Raw genomic sequence first — 21,998 nt, 5'->3', positions numbered from 1 at the left:
TTGCGTAATTTTAATTCCTGTTTTATAGCATAGAGACCCTGTTTTCATGTATTATTGTTATTACGAACGCAGGAAAATAACCAATATAATCTTTGCTGGACAATTTTATTGAATCTTTTAAGCCTTTTCCGGGACGGAATCGTATGATTCAAAAATTTTGTCAAGCGTGCTTAAGTAATAACCAATTCAAAATTATAGCTTAATATGAGAAAACTCAAAACTTTACTGTTTCTGATGTCCGTTGCACAACTCGGTTTGGCTCAGGAAAAGAAAATTGTGGGTACAGTCTACGGTCCGGATACTCAGCCCCTCTCGGGTGTAACGGTGAGTATCAAAGGGAAAAGCAAACAGGCTAGTACCAACAAAGACGGGCGATATACGATCTTGGTCGAATCGCTGCGCGATACCTTGGTTTTTTCGTCCGTAGGTTTTATTCGCACGGAAAAGCCTGTCCCGCCGGGCGACCAGCTGATCGTCACGTTGCAGGAGGACGCTAAAGGACTGGATGAGGTGGTCGTTATTGGCTATGGTACTGTGTCGCGTAAAGATCTTGCCGGAGCTGTGAGCTCGATCAAAGGCAAGGAGCTGGAGAAAGCTCCGGTTGTCAACGTTGCCGAAGCACTGACCGGTAGACTTCCGGGGGTACAGGTGACGACCGTTGATGGTGCCCCCGGCGCCGAAATCGTCATCCGGGTCAGAGGTGGTGGTTCCATTACGCAGGACAACGCTCCCTTATATATTGTGGACGGTTTTATCGTCAATAATCTCAATGATATCTCGGCCTCGGATATCGAATCCATTGATGTACTAAAGGATGCTTCCTCCACAGCGATTTACGGCTCAAAAGGAGCCAACGGGGTTGTGATCGTGACCACCAAGAGCCCAAAGGCCGGCAAGACCAGCATCAGCTACAACAATTTCTTCCAGAGTAAATACATGCCAAAAGAGCTCGGGGTGCTTTCTCCCTACGAATTTGCGCTGTTGCATTACGAATATGGAATGATCCGCGGGACAAATTCCAATGAGTATAGCAATTTTAAGAAGTTTTTTGGCGAGTATGATGATCTTGAACTGTACAAGTATCAGGCGGGTACCAACTGGCAGGACGAATTGTTTGGCGGAGCAGTCCGTTCCAGCCAGCACAACCTATCCATCTCTGGCGGGACCGAAAAAACGAAATGGGGTTTTAACAATACCTACAACAAAGATGAGGGCCTGATGCTCAACTCAGGGCAAAAGCGTTATTATTTTAATTTCAAATTGAATCATGAACTCTATAAAAATCTAAAATTGGATCTGTCGGCGCGCTACACGCATAATGTGATTGACGGGGCCGGAACCTCCGGCACATCAAGCGTACGCATCTCCGATGGTATCCAGACTAGACCGATCAATGGGCTGGTGGACCACATGGTCATTGATCCTACCACCATTGTCGATGGGGAAGATGATTACGATAATTTTCTACGGAGCTTGATCAATCCGATTGAACTCGCCAAACAGGATTATAGACAACGCAAAACAAGAGATTTAAGCTTGGGAGCTGCAATTACCTATAATCCAGTACGCAATCTTGCATTGCGCTCTGAAGCGGCAATTTCGCTCCGCGACGGAAATAATAAACGGTATTGGGGGCCGTTGACCGGCGAATCACGTAATGTGGGGTTAAACTTGCCGCTGGGACAGATCGATCTTTCCTCGGCAAGTGTCTACCGATTTGTGAATACGGCCAACTACACTGCGTTGAAAAATGAAAAGCATAACCTCAATTTCCTGCTCGGACATGAACTGAGTTTTACCAATGGCAACAGCAGCCTGAACCGGGCAAAATATTTTGATGAAAATATAACACCGGATGTGTTGTTTGCCAACATGGCTTTGGGTACTCCAGAACGTATGGAAACTTACGAAGCGCGTGGGGAAGATTTTGTCTCATTTTTTGGACGTGTCAATTACGCTTATCTGGATAAATATATCCTGTATGCCACTCTGCGGGCGGATGGAAGTAGCAAATTTGCTCCAGGCAAGCGCTGGGGTTATTTTCCATCGGCCTCGTTTGCCTGGAAAATTAAAGAAGAAGGCTTCATGAAGGAGGTCGACTTTGTCAATGACCTGAAATTGCGTTTGAGTTATGGCCAGGCTGGGAATAACCGGATAGCAAACGATGCCTGGAGGCTGTTGTACGGGCCCAGCCAAAACCGCCCTTACGGCGCAGGCGACATCAACCAGACCTACTATAACATTTTAAATTCTTCTTTACCAAACCCCAATTTACGCTGGGAAACTACTGTATCGCGCAACCTGGGTTTGGATTTCAGCCTATTCAACAATAAGCTTTCTGCCATTATCGACATCTATAAAAATACGACCAAAGACTTGATCATTGACAATGAGATACCAGCATACAATGGTTTTACCAAACAGCTTATTAACCTTGGCCAGACGAGCAACAAAGGGATAGAAATAGGACTGACCGCGCCCCTGATCGAGAAGCCGGATTATGGATTGACCCTATCGTTTAACATAGGCCGCAATATTCCGACGATTGATAAACTGGATGGCAACAACAGGCGTATCCTACAGTCCAATTGGGCCGGAACTGACCTCAAGACTCAGGACGACTATCTTTTTAATGTCGGCGAAACCATTGGGCAGATCTATGGTTACGTTGCAGATGGCTTTTATACCTCAAATGATTTTGACTCTTACAATGGCGGCAGTTCTTACACCCTCAAGGAAGGAATCGCTTCGTCACAGGGCATTCTCGGGGGGACGCTGGGGATCAGGCCGGGCACAATGAAACTAAAGGATCTTAATGGCGACGGACAGATCACAGCCGAGGGAGATCGTATTGTCATCGGGAATGCTCTGGCCAAACACTCGGGCGGCTTCGGGTTCAATGGCAGGTATAAGAATTTTGACTTAAGCACATTCTTCAACTGGGTCTATGGGAACGATATTTATAACACGGGCAGAATTCAGTATAATATGCTATATCGGACTACTTTTGGCAATATATCGGATCGCATGAATTCTCAGGACCGATATAAGTATATCAACGAAGCTGGGGAGCTGGTTACTGGTCTGGACGAACTGGCTGCCTTAAACAAAGATGCCAAGGTTTGGTCGCCCTTTTCTATGGGGACGGCCTCACCAGTGTTGACTTCAGATGCGATCGAAGATGGATCCTTTCTGCGCTTGTCCTATGTGACCTTGGGCTATACTTTACCCAAACAGCTGACCTCCCGTATGGGTATCTCCTCTCTGCGTCTGTTCGCTACGGTGTACAACGCCTTTGTCTGGAGCAGCTATTCGGGCTATGACCCTGAAGTGTCAACCACGCGGAGCAGTGCGTACGCCGCCCTGACGCCCGGAGTGGATTATTCGGCTTATCCCAAGAGTAGAACATTTACGTTCGGTCTGAATGTCAATTTTAAATAGTAAACACATGAGAAAGTATTTTATAAAATCCAGCTATATCGCGGTCATCTTTTCACTGGCCTTTGTTTCCTGTGAAAAGTTTTTGGACACCGACTCGCCTTCCAATTTTACACAGGAGATAATTTATGCAAATGTCAGCGATGCCACCAAAGGTGTAAGCAGCATCTATGCGTTGTTTAACCAGGATGCTTTCACCTCACGGCTGTCAAACGCATTCATCCCCAACACGGATATAGAAGTGGGGGGTGTGGGAGCTGCTCCGGAAAACTCGAGGCGCGATATCTGGTCATTGGAAGCGACAGACGGTAACGGTGACATCAGGACGGTCTGGAACAACGCCTATAGTGCTATAAATCGGGCCAATCTGGCGATCGAGGGTATTGAGCAGTCACCTATGGCCGATCATGCGGATATGAAACAGCTCCTTGGAGAGGCCAAGACACTACGAGCTATGTGGTATTACTGGTTAGTGAATTACTGGGGCGACGTGCCCTTTAAATTAAAGCCGACTCAGGGCGGTGATAATCTGTATCTAGCACGCACTGGAAGGGATACGATTTTAAGTACCTTGATCGCGGATCTGATCAGTATTGTCCCCCATATGAAACCAGCCGCTCAGCTGACCTATGGTGTGGAGACTGTCAACCGTGAGTTTACCCAAGGATTTATCGCCCGGCTCGCCTTATGTCGCGCCGGATATTGGCTGTATCCGGATATGACCATGCGACGAAAAGAGGATTATCTCGACTACTATAAAATCGCCAGGGAATACAGTAAAAAGGTAATGGATGAATCGGGGCATCAGCTGCACCCCAAATTTGGCGATGTATTTGACAACCAGAGTAAGTGGATTGTAGACAGCAAAACCGATGTGCTCTACGAAGTGGCCTTTGCGCCGGGTTTCGGAGATGTGGGGTGGAATATAGGCGTCGCTGTAGACGCAGGTGAACACCCATATGGCTCTGGCTCAAGTTATATGCCCTATAATCCGGCCTATGTCTACAGTTTTGATACGCTAGATACACGACTGTTCAAGACCGCTTCATTCATCAAATATAACAACAAACTCGAGCAGGCTACGATCTCGGCAACAGGGATCGGTATAGGTAAGTGGAACAGATTATTGATGCCGACGCCTTCCGGTGCAAATTCGGCGAAAGGTACAGGGATCAACTGGCCGATCATGCGTCTTTCGGATGTTATCCTGATGTATGCGGAAAGTGAAAATGAGCTCAATGGCCCAACTTTGGAAGCTCAGGAGGCATTAAAACTAGTGCGGAAACGTGCTTTTCAGGAAACCGCCTGGGCGAGCAAAGTTGATCAGTATGTAAATCAGGTCGCAGGCAGTAAGCGTACTTTCTTTGATGCTATCGTGAACGAAAGAGCCTGGGAACTGGGAGGCGAATGTATTCGTCATTATGATTTAATTCGGTGGAATCTCTTTGGTAAAAAAATTGCTGAAAATCGCAAGATCCTTGCCGAAATAGGAGAAAACACCTTTAATGGAGCCGGCCCCTATGCTACTCTACCGGGTACACTCTATTATCGACTGAAAGCAGATAAGACCATCGAATGGTATGGTGGATTGTTTAAACAGGTCGTTGTGCCGCCTAAGTTAAAAGATAGTCCTTCAAAGGGGGATAATCCGGACGGATATACCAGTCTGACTTGGCTCAAGGCCTTATACAATGATAAAGAGCAGCGTCCTGCCGACTATATTTTACGTTCATGGCGCGGATATAAGGATGATACCGGACTGTCTCCTGTTCCCTATATATTGCCGTTGCATAGTTCGACGGTAACCAGCAGCCTGGGAACATTAAAAAATGAAGGCTATAATTTCTGATCAGGTGAAAACACAGCAGATTGATGGAAACAAAAATATAACAAGATGAAACGTATTTCAGCTATATTAAATTCAATCGTCCTTTGTGGAATGGTTATGCTATTCCTGACAGGATGTAAAAAAGAGTGGACTGCCGAGCTTCAGGGGGATGCTCCCCGTTTATTCAGGCCTGCCATCAAAGGTTCTTTGCAGGCCTCCGGCAATTATATTGATGTAGCCTGGCAACAGACTGAAGGTGCCGCCGGATATACCATAGAGGTCAGTGTGGATACCTTTAAGACCGTGGCGAAGTCAATAGAGGTCGTGGACACTACCGGAGGGACCGTGGACGACCTGCTGTGGCAGCAGCTTTATCAGGTTCGGGTCACCGCTTTACATCCTTCGGATCCGGCAAAGAACTCGAGACCAGCGGATTTTGGCGAAGTAAAAACACCGCGATTTCCCACAATCGTCCACCTTCCGGTTCCGTCGGATGTCGGTATGAACCGTATTCTTTTTAAATGGAAAAACGAAGGTGAGGCCGTGACAACAGTAAAGGTCTTCCAGGTAGTTGCTGAGTCTGCTCAGGAAACACTCGTGCAGACCATCCCGCTTACAGCCCAGAATATAGCGGATGGCTGGTTATTGATTGAAAATCTAACAGCGGCTACAGCCTATCGTGTGGCACTGTATAGCGGTGAGAAGTTTAGGGGTGAAAATAGTTACACAACAAAAGAACCTTTGAGCGGAGAGATAATAGATTTAAGCAAAGAAGATCCTGCAACTGTTAATTTGGGCGACGCCATCGCCAAAGCGAATGCCGGGGCGACCATCTTGCTGAAAAAAGGGGCAACATATGAAATATCAGGTGCGGTTAACTTTAGTAAATCGATAACCATAATGTCTGAAGATAATCCATTGGTGAGCGCCAAAGCAAGATTGTCCTTAAGTGGAATATCCAATTTTGGCATTACAGCGAATAGTAATATGGCCAAGCTGGCATTTGTTGACCTCGAATTGTTTAGCAATGATGCCGCTGGTAAATACATTTTCAACGCAAATACAATGGCAACTATCGATTTGTTGGCATTTGAAAACTGTATCATACACGATGTGCGCGGAGTGACCAGGTACAGAGGCGGCATCACTGTCGGGCAACAGACTTTTTCCAATTGTATCATTTATAACATTGGGGGCTATGCTGTATTAACAGTCGATGACAATAAGTCGGCGGTCAATAATTTTTCATTGGAAAATTCAACAGTCTATAACGCGGATGCATTCCTCGCCAGTAAAAACAATGCCAGCGGCCTTTACAAGATTGAACACGTCACATTTTATCGTGCCCCGCTTTCGGGAAGAAACTTTATAGATTTTGATGGAACAAAAAATACCATTGCTGGTGGACTCACAATCGCAGGCTTGATATTCGGTGATCCGAAGTCCGCAGATCCTAATGCGACAAACAAGACCCTTGGAGGGATAAGGATCAACCCAAGTACACAGATTACAGCCAGCAGAAATTACCGTACGGCCGATTTTACCTGGAAAGAAGCGTCTGATCTAGTTCCTCTGCCCACACTTGATTATACCAAGAAAAGCACGGATTTATTTACAGATCCAGCTGTGGGCAATTTCCGGATTAAGGATAACGGATTTGCAGGTAAAGATGATGCCGGAGATCCTCGTTGGAGACTATAAAAATAACCGATTCCTATATAGCTGAGTGATCGGCTATATAGGAATAACTATACCCAATTTAAACCTTACTTAACATGATGAAATTATCAACAGTACTACTGTTAACTACGGTTGGCATGTATGCCGCATGCTCAAAATCCATTGTACAGCAGCCTGACAACGGGGGAGTTTTGGCAGATCCTTCAAACCTAAATGTGCAGGTCGAAGGAACAAAGGTAAATTTTAGCTGGACAAAGGATCCGCTGGCAGATGGCTATTTTCTGCAATTGGCAGAAGGAACATCTTTCGGTAAGGTGGTTTACTCCAGCGATACCATTCAAAATGAGCAATATGCCTTAGCTGATTTAAAACCCAAGACAGATTATACCTTACGGATTCGGGCGATACATCAGGATAATCCGGCATTTACATCGCGGAGCATATACAAGTCCTTTCAGACAGGAGCTGTTGCTGTGGAGCAGGTATATGCTTTTCCCGGGGCCGAAGGTTTTGCGCGGCAGATTACCGGAGGCCGTGGAGGAAAGGTCATCAAGGTGACCAACCTGCAGGATTCTGGTCCCGGAAGCTTAAGAGATGCCCTGAATCAAACTGGTCCCCGTATCGTTGTCTTTGAGGTATCTGGCAATATTACGCTCAGGAGCAATCTGGATATCAAGAATGGCGATCTGACCATTGCCGGACAGTCAGCGCCCGGAGATGGTATCTGCCTGCAGGATTATCCCGTGAGCATAAAGGCAGATAATGTCGTGATCCGCTTTATGCGTTTCCGAATGGGAAACCGACAGCAGGTGGAAGGGGATGCTATCGGCGGCTTCGAACGTAAAGATATCTTAATAGACCATTGCTCTATGAGCTGGTCTACCGATGAATGCGCATCATTCTATAACAATGAAAATTTCACCATGCAATGGTGTATCATTGCCGAAAGCTTGCGCTTATCGGCGCATGCAAAAGGAGCCCACGGCTATGGAGCAATATGGGGGGGAAGGAAGGCTACGTTTCATCACAACCTCATCGCGCATCATGATAGCCGAAACCCACGACTTGGCGAACGGGAAGGAACATCCTACGCGTTGACGGATCTTGTGGATATCCGGAATAATGTTTTTTACAATTGGGCGAGCAACAGTGGGTATGGGGGGGAAGCGATGAACGTCAATATAGTCAATAATTATTATAAATCCGGCCCCGCAACCCGCTCGGGTGTGCGCGGAAGAATAGTGTCCATTGACAAATACGAAAAAAATGAGGCTTCGCCAATTTACAATGTCTGGGGGAAATTTTATGTACATGGAAATGTAATCGAGGGTTATGAACAGGTAAATGCCGATAATTGGAGCTATGGAGTAGCCAACCAGTTTAACGCCAAATATGGCATACTGGATCAGGCTACACTAAGTGCCATTCGGTTGTCAGCAGCTTTGCCTATCGAAGATAATGTGGAAACCGAATTGGCTGAACAAGCTTATCAAGACGTTCTGGAAAAAGTGGGTGCCTCACTCGTACGGGATGATGCTGACGTCCGGATAATAAATACAGTTAAGAATGGAAATTTTACGGCGGACGGATCTAGTGGTGATGATCGGAGCCGGAATGGCATAATTGACTCACAAGATGATGTGGGTGGATGGCCTCAGCTCAAACAAGGAACAATACCAAAAGACAGCGATGGGGACGGCATGCCAGATGCGTGGGAGATCGCCAATAAGTTGGATCCGGGCAAACCAAATGCAAATGATAGGGATTTGAGCTCGGGCTATGATAACGTTGAGGTATATCTGAATAGTTTGGTAAAACATTTATATTAAACTTTAAGTTCGATGAAAAATCAAATCTTACATTGGATCAATGGTGCGGTCCATTTCAATTGTATCTTATTCCTGCTTTCCTGCAAAAATGAAATGCTGTATAATCAACAAATGCTTTCTGAGCTAGAAGGCCCCCAGGATATATATATTGAAAGCCTGCATAATCAAGCAACCGTCAGCTGGAATCCCATTGCCGGTGCTGACGGATATTTTGCTGAACTTTCAGCAGGACCTTCTTTTGCATCAACTTTGAGGCAGTCCGATACGATAGAGGATACCAAATATACTTTTGAGGAGTTGGAAGCAAATACAGCTTATACAGTCAGACTGCGGAGTATAAGCCTTACATCGCCATCTCTCACCTCCAAAAAACAGGTGAAAACATTCACTACTGCAGCGATGCCCAAAGAAGATTTCGTGCCGGATATTGTTGTAGCAAAAGATGGTACAGGAGATTATGTTTCTGTACAGAAAGCCATTGATGCAGCTCCTGTCAATGGAGCACAACCCTTTTATATCTATATCAAATCCGGAACTTATAAAGAAGTCGTTGAAATACCACAAAATAAACCCCTTATTCACCTGATAGGTGAAGATAAAGAAACGACCATCTTGACATTTGACAATTACAGTGGTAAAACTAAACCTGATGGTGGTACATATGGAACGGCAGATTCCCGCTCCGTATATATAAAAGGAGATCAGTTTGTTGGTGAAAGACTGACCTTTGCCAATTCTGCGGGTATGGATGCCGGGCAAGCGGTCGCTTTATATATAGACGCACCCAGGTCCGCCTTCAATGATTGTAAAATATTGGGCTATCAGGATACGTGGTACGGACACAATGGAACAAAGTCGCTGTTGGAAAATTGCTATATAGAAGGCTCTGTGGATTTTATGTTCGGAGGTTCGTCGACTTTATTTTCCAAATGCCAGGTTCATAGTAACCGTACCGGAGGCTATATTACCGCTGCCTCTACTCCAGCTGAGCAACAATATGGTTATGTCTTTGTCGACTGTAAATTAACCGCTGCAAACAATGTCTCAGAGGTGTGGTTGGGCCGACCTTGGCGCCCATATGCAAAAGTTGTCTTTATGAATACTGAAATGGGAAAACATATTCGGCCGCAGGGCTGGCACAATTGGGGAAATCCGGAGAATGAAAAGACAGTGTATTATGCGGAATATAAGAGTAGTGGCGAAGGAGCTGATATAAACAGCCGTGTTAGCTGGTCACATCAGCTGACCGATGCCGAAGCAGAGCGATATACAAAAGAGAAGGTGTTGGATGGCTGGAAACCGGCCTTTTTACCGGAAAACGCGCGGATAGTAACAAAGCACAAAAAATAGGAGAAAACAAGCTACGATACCCTGGTGTCCTTTTGACATACAACAGTACAGTGCAGGATGATGAAACCGGTTGCATTGGGTAATATTGTGTAAACCAATATATATAACAATTATAAACCTCAAGCCGGCACCGGTTGGCTTGAAAATTTCATCATTATGAAAAGACAGAATCTATTTTCTTTTGGCGCTTTGGCCATGATTCTTCTTTCTTGTTCCAAGGATCCACTTGTCTCCAGATTGGCATGGATTGAATGGGCGGAAAGTAATGCTACAACTGAAGACGGAAGGCTACTTGCTTTTCCTGGGGCAGAAGGCTTTGGCCGTTTTGCCACAGGGGCCAGAGGTGCAGCTGCGCCGTCTGTTTATGTTGTTTCCAATTTGGATGACAGCGGTCCGGGCTCGTTCCGTGATGCCGTGAGCAAGCCTGGACGTTTTGTATTGTTTAACGTCTCCGGAATCATTAAATTAAAATCCAATCTAGCCGTTGCTGCAAACACCACCATTGCCGGGCATACGGCGCCAGGCGATGGTGTGGTCTTGTATGGAAGGAAAGTTTCTTTTTCTGGCTCAAACGGGACGATTGCACGTTTTCTTAGGATCAGGCTCGGTGCCAATGCGGGTGCCGGGAAAAGTGACGATGCGTCCGGTATTGCCAACGGAAAAAATATCATGCTCGACCATATGTCCTTTACTTGGGGCTTGGATGAGGTATTTTCCATAAATTGGGATAACAAGGGGAATGAGCCAGATAGTATCACCATCCAGAATTCAATCATCGGGCAGGGGCTACATCGTCACAATCACTCTGCTGGCGGATTGATACAAACAGGTGGAAAAATATCTATTATCAGATCATTATATCATAGCAACAAGACCAGAAATCCGAAAGTAAAAGGCATTAACGAATTTGTCAATAATGTTGTGTATAACTTTGGAAATGCCAATACGACCTATCCTAATCATAGTGTATCTGCGGATGCTTACATTCTTGGTGGTGAATCCTCCGGAGAGTCGAACGTGACCATATTAAATAATTATTTTGTGGGAGGGCCCTCAACTCCAAAGACGAAAGGAACTCCATTTTCTAGAGGAAACGGCAACTTTAATCTCTATCAGTCTGGTAATTATTTTGACAATAATCAGAATGGTAAGCTGGATGGAGAATTAATTGAGGCTACAGAAGCCTGGTATCCTGGTATCGCCGCCAATAATTTTAAGACCGCCGATTTTTACGAGACTTACCCAACCCTGAGACCCAAAATGAGTGCCAAAAAAGCCTATGCCTATTTGATTGACCATGTCGGTGCCACATTACCCAAAAGAGACCAGGTAGATTCTTTTTTAATCAATGAGCTGCAAAGTAAAGGAACTCTGGGATTTTATACCTATCGGGAATCTGACCTCCCTTTGGAAAACGGAGGGTTGGGACGGTTTGAATCGACTAAACTTCCGATAGATTCGGACGGTGATGGAATACCCGATGAATGGGAAGAAAAGTTGAAGCTTGATAAAAATAATAGTGCTGATGCCTTGCAGGCAAGTAATCATACGTTGTTCAAAGGTTATCTCAATTTGGAAGCCTATTTGATCCTGCTAGCACAAAAATAAGCTGGTTTAGCTTGCTATCATCCAACTTCATTTGTAAACCAATGCCAGTATCACAAATTGGCGCATTTTAATTTTTTATGAAAAGACTATTCATCTATGCTATTAGTGTCTTTTTAGCCTGTTCGTATTCCTGTTCCAAAAAGGAACTTATATCGCACTACGAGAGACCAGATTGGCTGAAGGGCAATGTGTGGGAGGTTTTGGATAACCGAAAAGAATTCTCCATTTTCTTAGATGGAGTCGAGCGTGCCGGTTTTAAAGAAATATTGAATGGTAAGACGATCGTATCGGTTTTTGCACCCAAGGACCAAGTGTTTTTAACCTATTTGAAAAATAGAAACCTGACCTCAATCGAGCAAATCCCCTTCGATGAGCTAAAAAAAATTATTGGTTACCATCTGATCTATTATTCGTACGATAAAAGTCGGCTGATGAATTATCAACCGCAGGGGAGTCAAAATGTGCAACCGGCTTTTGCAGGTCTGTATTACAAGCATCGCAGCAGAAGTCAAGATTCTATCAGCGAAGAAATCGATGTCACAGATGGAAAACGGAAAAAAGTCTATCACAAGGACAGGTTTGTACCCATTCTTTCTGCGACACATTTTCAAACGAAAGGAATTGATGCGAAGCAGAATTATGAATACTTTTTTGGGCCCGATAGCTGGGCCGGAGAAAATGGTTTCGCTGTCTCTAATGCAGGGGTTACAGAATATGATATTCCTGCAGATAACGGCTATGTGTATGTGGTCGATCGGGTAATCGCGCCATTGCCGACTGTTTATGAGCGTTTGGCACATAGCAGAAGCTATAAAGATTTTTTGTCTGTTTATGATCGTTTTCGAAATTTTACTTATGATGAACAAGCTAGTTTTAATTATGCTGCGCCGGGCGACTCCTTATATTTAGTCAACCATGGGGCCCTCCCCGCAATAGCGTCAGAATGGTCTTACAACGGTGAGGCTGGTATCCCTGACTATGCCGACCTTGGGAGTCTCTCATATAAAGCGTTTAATGTATTTGCCCCTAGCAATCAAGCATTGTCAACCTTCTTTAATCAATATTTTAAATCCTATTATCCGTCGATAAAAGATGTAGACATGTTGCCTTTGGCAATGATGCTACGAAACCATGTGTATGCAGGAAATATCGTTTTTCCTGCTGAGATCGGTAAGAATCCGGAAATCAAAACCGTTGATGGAATTCCTATTGTTTTCAATACGCAGTCGGATGTAGGAGAAAAAGCAATAGCCTCCAATGGGACATTCTATGGCTTAAATAAAGTATTAATTCCCGAAGCTTTTAATAGTGTGACTGGCCCCGTATTGGTCAATCCGAAATACAAAATTTTCATGTATATGCTTTATAACTCAGGTATGTACAAAACATTGGCGAGTAGAGATATACGTTACACACTGTTGATTCCGTCCGATGAAGAAATTCTCAATACGCTTTACGGTGATAGTTATATCTTTTGGAATGAGGGTAGCCCGTTGGTCTTTGGAGATGAAGAGGTACAGATTCAAAATAACGATGGTGTTAAAGTGGCGATGTCGCAACGTCAACAGGAGCTTTTTGTTTCCGATCACATTGTGTATGATGATATAACGAGTTTGGCCGGCACCAAGGTTTACCGGACCCGAAATCCATATAACTATATATTTACGAAAAATGGAAACTTGTATTCGACGGCTACCTATAATAGTAATGAGTCTATATCCATGTTGCCGCTTGTCGGAAATTGGTACAACGGAAAGAGTTATGAAGTAGCTCAAACACTGTTGGGCGAAACGCGGACAATCAAGTTTACGCTGATTGGCGCTGAAACAAGCAGTAATCCCCTAAATAAATACGCCGAATTCTCGAAGTTATTGGCTAAAGCAGGTATGATTGATGCAGGGAGTTCACTCTCCTTTCTTTTTGGGAATCGTTTTATTTTGTTCGCACCGGATAATGCAACCGTTTTATCTGGTTTGGCGGCAGGTCTCATCCCCACGGATAAGGCAGCCCTGGCTGAATATCTTAAATCTTATTTTGTTTCTGTTCCTGACAATTCTATTGGCGACTATCCATTCCCTGGTTTTGCTGTTCAAGGAACCTGGAATACAACACGGAGGACAGGTTATAACATTTATCGGCAACTCACATTGGTGGATCAAGGGAATAGTTTGCTTCTAGAAGATTCGGACGGCACGCGCATTCCGATTGTGGACTATTTTCCACAAGTATTTAATGATGGGGCAGTTTATCATATCAACAAACTTTTGAAGCAATAGGCATGATTTCATTCGCTCTGATTTCATTACCATAATCTAAAATTCATGAAGCTAAATATATTTTTAATGATGACCTGCATTGCTTTTGTACTACCCGTTTTTGGGCAACGGGCCAAAGTCTTGACAGGTAGAGTTCAAAGTGGGCAAAACGTGCCTTTGGCAGGGGCCTCCGTTTACATCGAAAACAAGGATAATCGGAGTCTGATGGGGGCTTCAACAGACAATTTAGGCCAATTCACCATAGCGGTTCCCTCTGGTGAAGGTCTAACTGTTGTTGCTGCCTGTATTGGCTATAAGACAACAAAAATACCATATAAGGGACAGGGCAGTGTGATTATCAAACTCGTTAAGGATGATCGTATGATTGACGAAGTCGTGGTTACAAAAGAGAAGTCCAATACTAAAAACAGCATGGGGATCAATTATAGGAACCAGGTTTCGGCGACGGAACGTTTTGATATGAAAGAGCTGGAAGCTCTGCCTTTTGCGTCCATTGAAAGTGGATTGCAAGGCCGCTTGGCGAATGTCGATATCGTGTCCAGTGCCGACCCGGGGGCGCGGAGTTCCATCCGGATAAGGGGTACATCTTCGTTGAACGGTAATTCTGAACCGCTGATTGTAGTGGACGGCGTTCCTTATCCAACCTCTATTGGCAGCGATTTCAACTTCTCCACAGCCAATGATGAGGATTTTGGCGCCTTGGTAAATATTTCTCCCAACGATATCGAATCCATAGAAGTATTAAAAGATGCTGCTGCGACCGCAATCTGGGGATCTAAAGGTGCCAACGGTGTTTTACTATTTACCACCAAGAAGGGCAGAAAAGGTAAAACCCAATTCGCGTTGTCCAGTAAATTAGACGTTAAGCGGGAAGCACAGACTATTCCAATGCTGAATGGCAGCCAGTATGTCGCGATGGTCCAAGATGCGGTATGGAACTCCGTGAATGATCTTGGTTATAATAACGCACTTCCCTACCTCAACCTACTTTATAATACCAACGAAATCAAATATGATCCATCGTGGGTGTATTTTAATGAATATAATCAAAATACCAATTGGCTTGATCAGGTAACACAAGTGGGACATTTCGAAGATAATTCACTGTCTATAAGTGGTGGTGGAGATAAAGCGACCTACAGGCTGTCACTTGGTTTCTTAAATGATGTGGGCACGACAAAGGGTACCAAACTGAATCGTTATAATTCACTGTTGAGCCTCAATTATAAATTTTCCAACAAATTCAATGTCAATGCCGATATGTCTTATTCCATTAGCGACCGGAAGAACTTTTGGACGGGTGGAGATGTCGGTACGCCAAGAGGTATGGCCATGACAAAAATGCCGAATATGAGCCCCTTTGTTATCGGAGAGGACGGACAGTATACAGACCAATATTTTACGCCACGGATTAACTTTCAGGGGTCATTTGGCGATAACCAAATGTTCAACCCTGTCGCGATGGTGAACGAATCCGTCAACAATACTATTGGTGAACAGGCAAGGGTTATCTTCCGTGGGATATATCAAATTATTCCTGAACTGCAATATATGGGTACCGTAGGTTTTGATACGAGATCAACGAAAAATCGAAAATATTTGCCACAAGCAGTTACGGGGGTGATCTGGACCGACCCGTTCTTTAACAGGGGATCAGATATGTTATCGGATGAATTATATCTGAACACGGAGAATAAATTTATTTTCAATAAAAAAATAAAAGACCACAACATCGTTGCTACGGGCTTACTGCAGACGAATGAAGCACGTAAGTTTAGCTATGCCAGTGAGACATCAGGAAATGCTTCGTCATCATTAAGTGACCCGACTGCTGGTGGAGCCATTGTGAATATGGGATCTGGAAATTCTAAGACACGGAATATCGGCGCAATCTCCAGTTTACATTACGCCTATAAGGATCGTTATATCGTCAGTGGTACATACCGTTGGGAGGCCAATTCCAGCCTATCGGCAAAACATCGCTGGAAAGGATTTCCTTCCATCGGTGTTGCCTGGCATCTTGGTGATGAAGATTTTATAAAAAAATTGGGGCTTATTAGTACAGCAAAGCTCCGTTTTAGCTGGGGGAAGAGTGGTAATGCACCTTCAGGTGCTTTTACCTATTTAGGTACTTTTCAGCCGCTTACTCCGGGCTATATTGATATGACTGCAGTGGGGCCTGTATCCATTCAATTGGATAATCTTAAATGGGAGACCATAACCCAAACTGATTTTGGTGTAGATCTCTCTTTCTTTAAAAACAGGCTGCAATTTACGGGTGAGCTATACAATCGGGTTACGACAGACCTCCTGCAAAAAGACGTGACATTACCTTCATCCACTGGTTTTGGTAAAATGCGGTATTACAACTCCGGAAAGTTAGCCAATAAAGGTTGGGAATTGATTTTCAATGCTGAGGCAATCCGTTCCAATGATTTTGGTCTCTCTGTTAACTTGAATGTGTCGCGTAATAGAAACGAAGTCATTGTACTACCCGATAATATGCAATTTGAAAATTACAATTTCGGTAATGGCAAATACGCTCATAAGATTATTGAAGGAAATCCGGTGGGCTCATTTTATGGATACCATTATATCGGTGTATATCAGAATGAACAAGATACCTATGCAAAAGATCTGGACGGTCAGGTGATTTATGATTTACAGGGACAGCCTGTATTTATGATGAATGGCAACAGGCGGGTTTTTGCGGGCGATGCCAAATATCAGGATATCGATGGCAATGGTGTGATCAATCAATATGACATTGTTTATTTAGGAAATGCAATGCCCTTATTTACGATGGGAGGGGGGATAAATCTGCGATACAAAGCATTTGCGCTGAGTACATTTTTGCACGGTAGGTTTGGCCAGAAAGTCGTTAATCAAGTGCGGATCAATACGGAGAATATGTATGGAACAGCTAACCAAAGTACCGCAGTACTTGGGCGTTGGCGGCAAGAGGGCGATGTTACAGATATACCACGGGCGCTATATGGTGAAGGGTATAACTACCTGGGTTCTGACCGCTTTGTAGAGGATGCTTCTTTTGTGAGGTTGAAGATGGTGTCGCTGAAATATACGCTTCCTAAAAAGTTAATTGAACGATGGGGATTGACGCGCTGTGAAATATTTACTACGGTTCAAGATGTTTTTACCTGGACCGATTACTCGGGACAAGATCCAGAAGTCTCTCTATCAAGTAACATCTATATGTTGAGTCAGGATAATGCAAGCACGCCCCGGCCACGACGTTTTGCTTTGGGCGTAAATGTAAACTTTTAAAAAGTAAGCGGATGAAAATATGCTATAAATTAATGATGTTGTTGCTATTATTGTCGGCAACATCTTGTCAAAAATGGCTTGATCTCAAGCCTCAGAATGAACAGGTCAGTGATGCTTATTGGACGAATAAGGAGGAGGTTGAGGCCGTATTGGGGGCAGCTTACGTTAAATTACAAGCTAGCGTAAAAACCATGTTGGCGTGGGGCGAGGGCAGGGGTAATACGTTGAGTCTGGGTGGCTACATTGACGGCGACCTGCAGCGATTAAAAAATTTTTCGCTTTTGCCGACAAACAGTTATGCTAAGTGGGGCGAGTTTTACCAGATTATCAATTATGCCAATATGGTTATAAAATATTCACCGGCCGTGGTCGATAGAGACCCTTCTTTCAATCAGGCGACGATGTCCTCATTTTTATCTGAGGCCTATTTTTTACGGGCACTCAGTTATTTCTATATCGTCAGGAGCTTTGGAGAGGCTCCATTGATCCTAGAACCCTATATGGATGATCAGCAGGCTTACGAGTTGCCAAAATCATCCAAACAGCAGCTATTTGAACAAATCGTCCAAGATCTTACTACCGCTCTTACCAATGGCAAAGAAATCTGGCCCACAGTGTGGGAAACCAAAGGTCGCTCTACCAAATGGGCGATACATGCCGTGCTGGCTGATGTTTATCTATGGCTTGGCAGATACGATGAAGCCATTATTTCATGTAATGCAATACTGCAATCAGGAAAATACGGACTCTTGCAGGGAACAGTCAATAATAAAAATAATTGGTTCAGTATTTTCAGCCCCGGCAATTCCAATGAGGGAATTTTTGAAGTCCAATTTGACTATACAAAAGGACAGACGAATAACTTGATGGACATATTTGGAGCTAACTACAATTGGATCATATCCAATTACTGTGTGTCATTATTTACAGAAAATGCCGAAGATATTCGTGGAGCAGGAGCATCTTACGAAACGGTTACCTACAAGCTTTGGAAATATTTAGGAGCCGAGGGAAATACAACAATTCCTAGACCCTACAGTGATCAAAACTGGATCATCTACCGTATGGCGGATATTTATCTGATGAAGGCTGAGGCATTAATCATGAAAGGGGAAAGTTATTACCCACAGGCGATGGAATTGATCACGGCAATCCGTTCACGGGCAGCTATTTCCCGCCCGCTGGAAGCTGGCAGTACCGAACTGGATTTATTAAAAGCCTTAATGGATGAGCGTGCCCGGGAGTTTGTTGGAGAAGGAAAACGCTGGTTTGATTTGTTGCGCATAGCGCAAAGAGATCAATATAAATATAAGGAATATTTGATCGAACAGGTATTACTAGGTGTATCAGGCGCTTCAACGCCAGTCATTAGATCCTTATTGCTCAATGAAAATGCACATTATTTGCCAATCCATGCCGATGAATTGAAGTATAATAAGTTGCTCGTGCAGAACCCGTATTATGAAAACCTAAATTAATGCAAAAATGAAAAAGAATCTTATTCCTCTTTCTAAAATCGTGTTGCTTTTTATTGGACTTTTTTCAATCATACTTAAATCCTGTAAGGATGATTTTGAACATAATACTTATTCAGCCTATGAAGACTTGCCAATGGCCGTATATCTCAAAAATCAGCCCGAAAAATACAGCCTATGGGTAAAGGTTCTTGAAAAGGCGGATTTGTACAATACTTTAAATATCAATACAATATATACGCATTTTGTTCCGATCAATGAAGGTGTCGAGCGATATCTAAAGAAAATAAATCTGACTTCGGTAGATCAGATGACAAAAGAGGATGCGAATTATTTGGTGCGTTATCATCTTATCCCAAACGTTGCAATTGACCTTGGTCAGTTTCAGAGTGGCGCAATCTCAGATTTAAACGCGACTGATGACAATCTTTTTGTTGAATTTAAAGAAGGTGGTTTAGATCAGATCTATTTGAATGGACTGTCTAGATTCAATGCTTTCGATATTAAGGTGACCAACGGTATTATCCATGGTATTGACGACGTTTTGGAGCCACTTACAGCGACGGTCTTGGATCGATTGAAGGATAAAAAATATAGCATATTTTATGATTTGGCGGTTGCTACCGGGTATGATGAACGATTAAATACCGTGTATACTGCAGGCACAGATCCTGATGGAAACCCAATTCAGCAACGCTTCAAGTATACGGCATTTGCAGTACCCGATGATGTTTATATGAAAGAAGGTATTCATACGTTAGCAGAGCTGTTGAATGAACTGGGCGCATCAAGTTCGGACCTAAAATCGACAAATCATCCTGCCAACCGTTATATGGCGTATCACTTATTGGCCCAACAGCGTTCATTCGCTGATTTGGGAAAATTTCCTGCTGGCGCAACAAAAATGAATATCGAGACAATGGCGCAGTACCAATTGATCAAAATTAGCGAAGGGGGGAATGGCTTGGTTATTAATTCGGATGAGCGTAGCGGCGGTTCTATTCATTTTAATGAAATCAATATTCCTTGTAAAAATGGGGTAATGCATGAAGTTGATCATTGGATGCCAATTTTTGTTCCTGAGCAGGTAAAAGTGGTATGGGAGTTTACAGATTACCCGGATATCGCTGCCAATGTCACACAATATAGAAATCCAAGTCTAGGGGCTCAATATAATAAGACCTTCGTGGCGGGCGATTTAACGAGTATTGTATGGCAGGCACAGCCGGAGACAAAGTCAAATGTCCTAATTTACCGTAACAACAGGAGCGCGGACGGTATTTGGTACACCGGTTCTCTGAATTACGATCATTTACGTGTGGAATTGGGAGAGTCAGGTTGGATTCAGATGCAAAGCCCAACCCTTATAAAAGGAAAATATAAAGTCAAATTGACATGGCCGAGTACAAAGTATGCTTCAAATACGGGAATCTGTGCTTTTATATTAGATAACGAAATGCTCTATCCCCGATTGGTGATGTCCAATACGAGCTCCGACAAGATCATGTCAAACGATTTAGGGACTGTAGAGTTTAATGAAACAACAAACCATACGCTACGCATATTATCGCTGGATGGTAAGCTGTTGACCTTAGATTACATCCAATTCGAACCAATTGATTGACCAAATAAATGAAATCTAATTATTTACAGATGAAAAAAATTGTAGGAATTCTCCTGTTGATACTTGTTGTAGCAACAGGGTGTAAGAAGAATTGGAACGACCATTATGAGGAACAAGGATCCGTATCCAGTTTGGATTTATTAGCTTATCTTAAAACTCAACCCCAATATAGCCTATTTGTCTCCAAGCTGGAGGAGTATGGGATTGCTGAGGAGCTGACACGCGATCAAGAATTAACAATCTGGGCGGTACCTAATGATCAGATGGTAGCCTTGGAAGCATCTACAGAAGATAAAGCCTCGATTTTGAAGTATCATATCAATAACCTGAAATATGACAGTGGAAAACTCAAGGATGGTTTAAAGCTAATTACATTAAATGGTAAGTATCTGACGATTTCCCGTAAAGATGCTCATGTGTATGTTGGTGATGCTGCCCTTATAAAAGCCAATCAATTTTGTAAAAATGGGGTGGTTCATGAAATTGACCTATTGCTAAAGCCGGATGTCAGTATCTATGATTATCTCCGTGGTCTTGGAAACGACTATTCGATTATTAGAGATAGTGTTCTTGCCATGAACGATACAATTTTCGATTTATCAAATAGTGTTCCTATTGGCGTAGACCCAACTGGAAATACCTTATACGATTCCGTATTTACAATCACAAATCCAATTTTTGATAAGGCAAACATCCGTTCCGAATTTGCAAATGTGACAATGTTTTTGCCAGCTAATACTGTCATTAAAAACTGTTTTGCGGATCTACAGAGCCTCTATGATCAATTTGGAAAGAAGTTTTTGAAAGAAGATTCCTTAATAGCCTATACTTGGATCAAAGAGGCCATTTTTTATAATGAAATTATAGAAGATTATGGTACAAAGGATCTGACGTCCGCATTTAATCGACTATGGAAGCCAAGTGTACAGCTGGTGGATCCACAATATAAGCGCATGAGTAACGGCCGAATTTTTAACGTTACGAAATTAAAAATTCCTAATAATGTTCATATAAAAATGATAAAACAGCTGTTTCATTACTATGAATATGTGCCGGAAAATGAAAAAGCAAATCTATTTAGCCTAGCCAATGTGACCAATATAGAACCCAAGGATAGGGATAAGGTGAGCTTCCCCACATTGGGTATAGAGTTAACCTATAGGACTTTGCTAATTCGAGGAGACATCGCAGATAACAAGCCAGCATCGATCGATTTTACTCCCATTATGTTGGAACGGAAACCTGATGGCTCAACCGGTTATAAAATTGTAGAAGTGCCACCGGGAGAATATAACTTATATATGGGATTTTTGGCCAAAAATCATCCATTTGTGAATATTTATGTAGATGATAAGCTTGTGGCAAAATCATTAAATGTAGAGCCTGCTACTCCGTGGAATTACGATCGCGCAACAAATACCGTACCTGGAACGAAGTACAATGGTTGGGGAGGGCTGGTTGGACCCGTCGTTATTGAAGGGGATGAAATTCGATCCTTTAAAATAAAGGTTGAATTTGCAGGATTGGGTAAAGGAACGGTAGAAAATATAGAACCTTATCACTGGGCGCTAATTCCAACGGCAAATAATTATTAACTAAATGAAA

The 21,998-nt window shown here is 43.3% G+C and carries 11 protein-coding genes; all 11 read left to right on the top strand.

Going from position 1 to position 21,998, the window contains the following annotated elements; genetic code table 11:
* The first annotated feature begins 204 nt into the window (after positions 1-204).
* The 11 genes from K7A41_RS13365 (at position 205) to K7A41_RS13315 (ending at position 21,988) form a co-directional block, all read left to right on the top strand.
* The gene (locus K7A41_RS13365) at positions 205-3,441 is read left to right on the top strand and encodes a SusC/RagA family TonB-linked outer membrane protein (protein WP_265714076.1); all 3,237 of its coding nucleotides are present in this window, start codon (positions 205-207) and stop codon (positions 3,439-3,441) included.
* Positions 3,442-3,448: 7 nt separating this feature from the next.
* Positions 3,449-5,287: a RagB/SusD family nutrient uptake outer membrane protein gene (locus K7A41_RS13360; protein ID WP_265714075.1), complete on the top strand. Its 1,839-nt coding sequence runs from the start codon at positions 3,449-3,451 to the stop codon at positions 5,285-5,287.
* Positions 5,288-5,332: 45 nt separating this feature from the next.
* Positions 5,333-6,967, top strand: coding sequence for a DUF4957 domain-containing protein (locus K7A41_RS13355; RefSeq protein WP_265714074.1), 1,635 nt, complete (start codon positions 5,333-5,335; stop codon positions 6,965-6,967).
* A 74-nt stretch (positions 6,968-7,041) separates the two neighbouring features.
* Positions 7,042-8,775 (top strand): fibronectin type III domain-containing protein, encoded by a 1,734-nt coding sequence (locus K7A41_RS13350; RefSeq protein ID WP_265714073.1) that lies wholly within the window; start codon positions 7,042-7,044, stop codon positions 8,773-8,775.
* A gap of 12 nt (positions 8,776-8,787) precedes the next feature.
* On the top strand, positions 8,788-10,125 hold the full coding sequence (locus K7A41_RS13345; protein ID WP_265714072.1) for a pectinesterase family protein: 1,338 nt from the start codon (positions 8,788-8,790) through the stop codon (positions 10,123-10,125).
* A 156-nt stretch (positions 10,126-10,281) separates the two neighbouring features.
* Complete coding sequence (locus K7A41_RS13340) at positions 10,282-11,733, top strand: pectate lyase family protein (RefSeq protein ID WP_265714071.1); 1,452 nt, start codon at positions 10,282-10,284, stop codon at positions 11,731-11,733.
* Positions 11,734-11,810: 77 nt separating this feature from the next.
* Positions 11,811-14,009: a fasciclin domain-containing protein gene (locus K7A41_RS13335; protein WP_265714070.1), complete on the top strand. Its 2,199-nt coding sequence runs from the start codon at positions 11,811-11,813 to the stop codon at positions 14,007-14,009.
* Positions 14,010-14,054: 45 nt separating this feature from the next.
* Positions 14,055-17,294: a SusC/RagA family TonB-linked outer membrane protein gene (locus K7A41_RS13330; RefSeq protein ID WP_265714069.1), complete on the top strand. Its 3,240-nt coding sequence runs from the start codon at positions 14,055-14,057 to the stop codon at positions 17,292-17,294.
* An 11-nt stretch (positions 17,295-17,305) separates the two neighbouring features.
* Positions 17,306-18,772: a RagB/SusD family nutrient uptake outer membrane protein gene (locus tag K7A41_RS13325; protein ID WP_265714068.1), complete on the top strand. Its 1,467-nt coding sequence runs from the start codon at positions 17,306-17,308 to the stop codon at positions 18,770-18,772.
* Positions 18,773-18,779: 7 nt separating this feature from the next.
* A complete protein-coding gene (locus tag K7A41_RS13320) occupies positions 18,780-20,393 on the top strand; it encodes a fasciclin domain-containing protein (protein ID WP_265714067.1) in 1,614 nt (537 codons plus the stop codon).
* A 29-nt stretch (positions 20,394-20,422) separates the two neighbouring features.
* Positions 20,423-21,988, top strand: coding sequence for a fasciclin domain-containing protein (locus K7A41_RS13315; RefSeq protein ID WP_265714066.1), 1,566 nt, complete (start codon positions 20,423-20,425; stop codon positions 21,986-21,988).
* The last annotated feature ends 10 nt before the right edge of the window (positions 21,989-21,998 follow it).

Source organism: Sphingobacterium sp. InxBP1 (assembly GCF_026191775.1).
GTDB classification, from domain to species: Bacteria; Bacteroidota; Bacteroidia; order Sphingobacteriales; family Sphingobacteriaceae; genus Sphingobacterium; species Sphingobacterium thalpophilum.
This window is presented reverse-complemented; position numbering and strand designations above follow the sequence as displayed.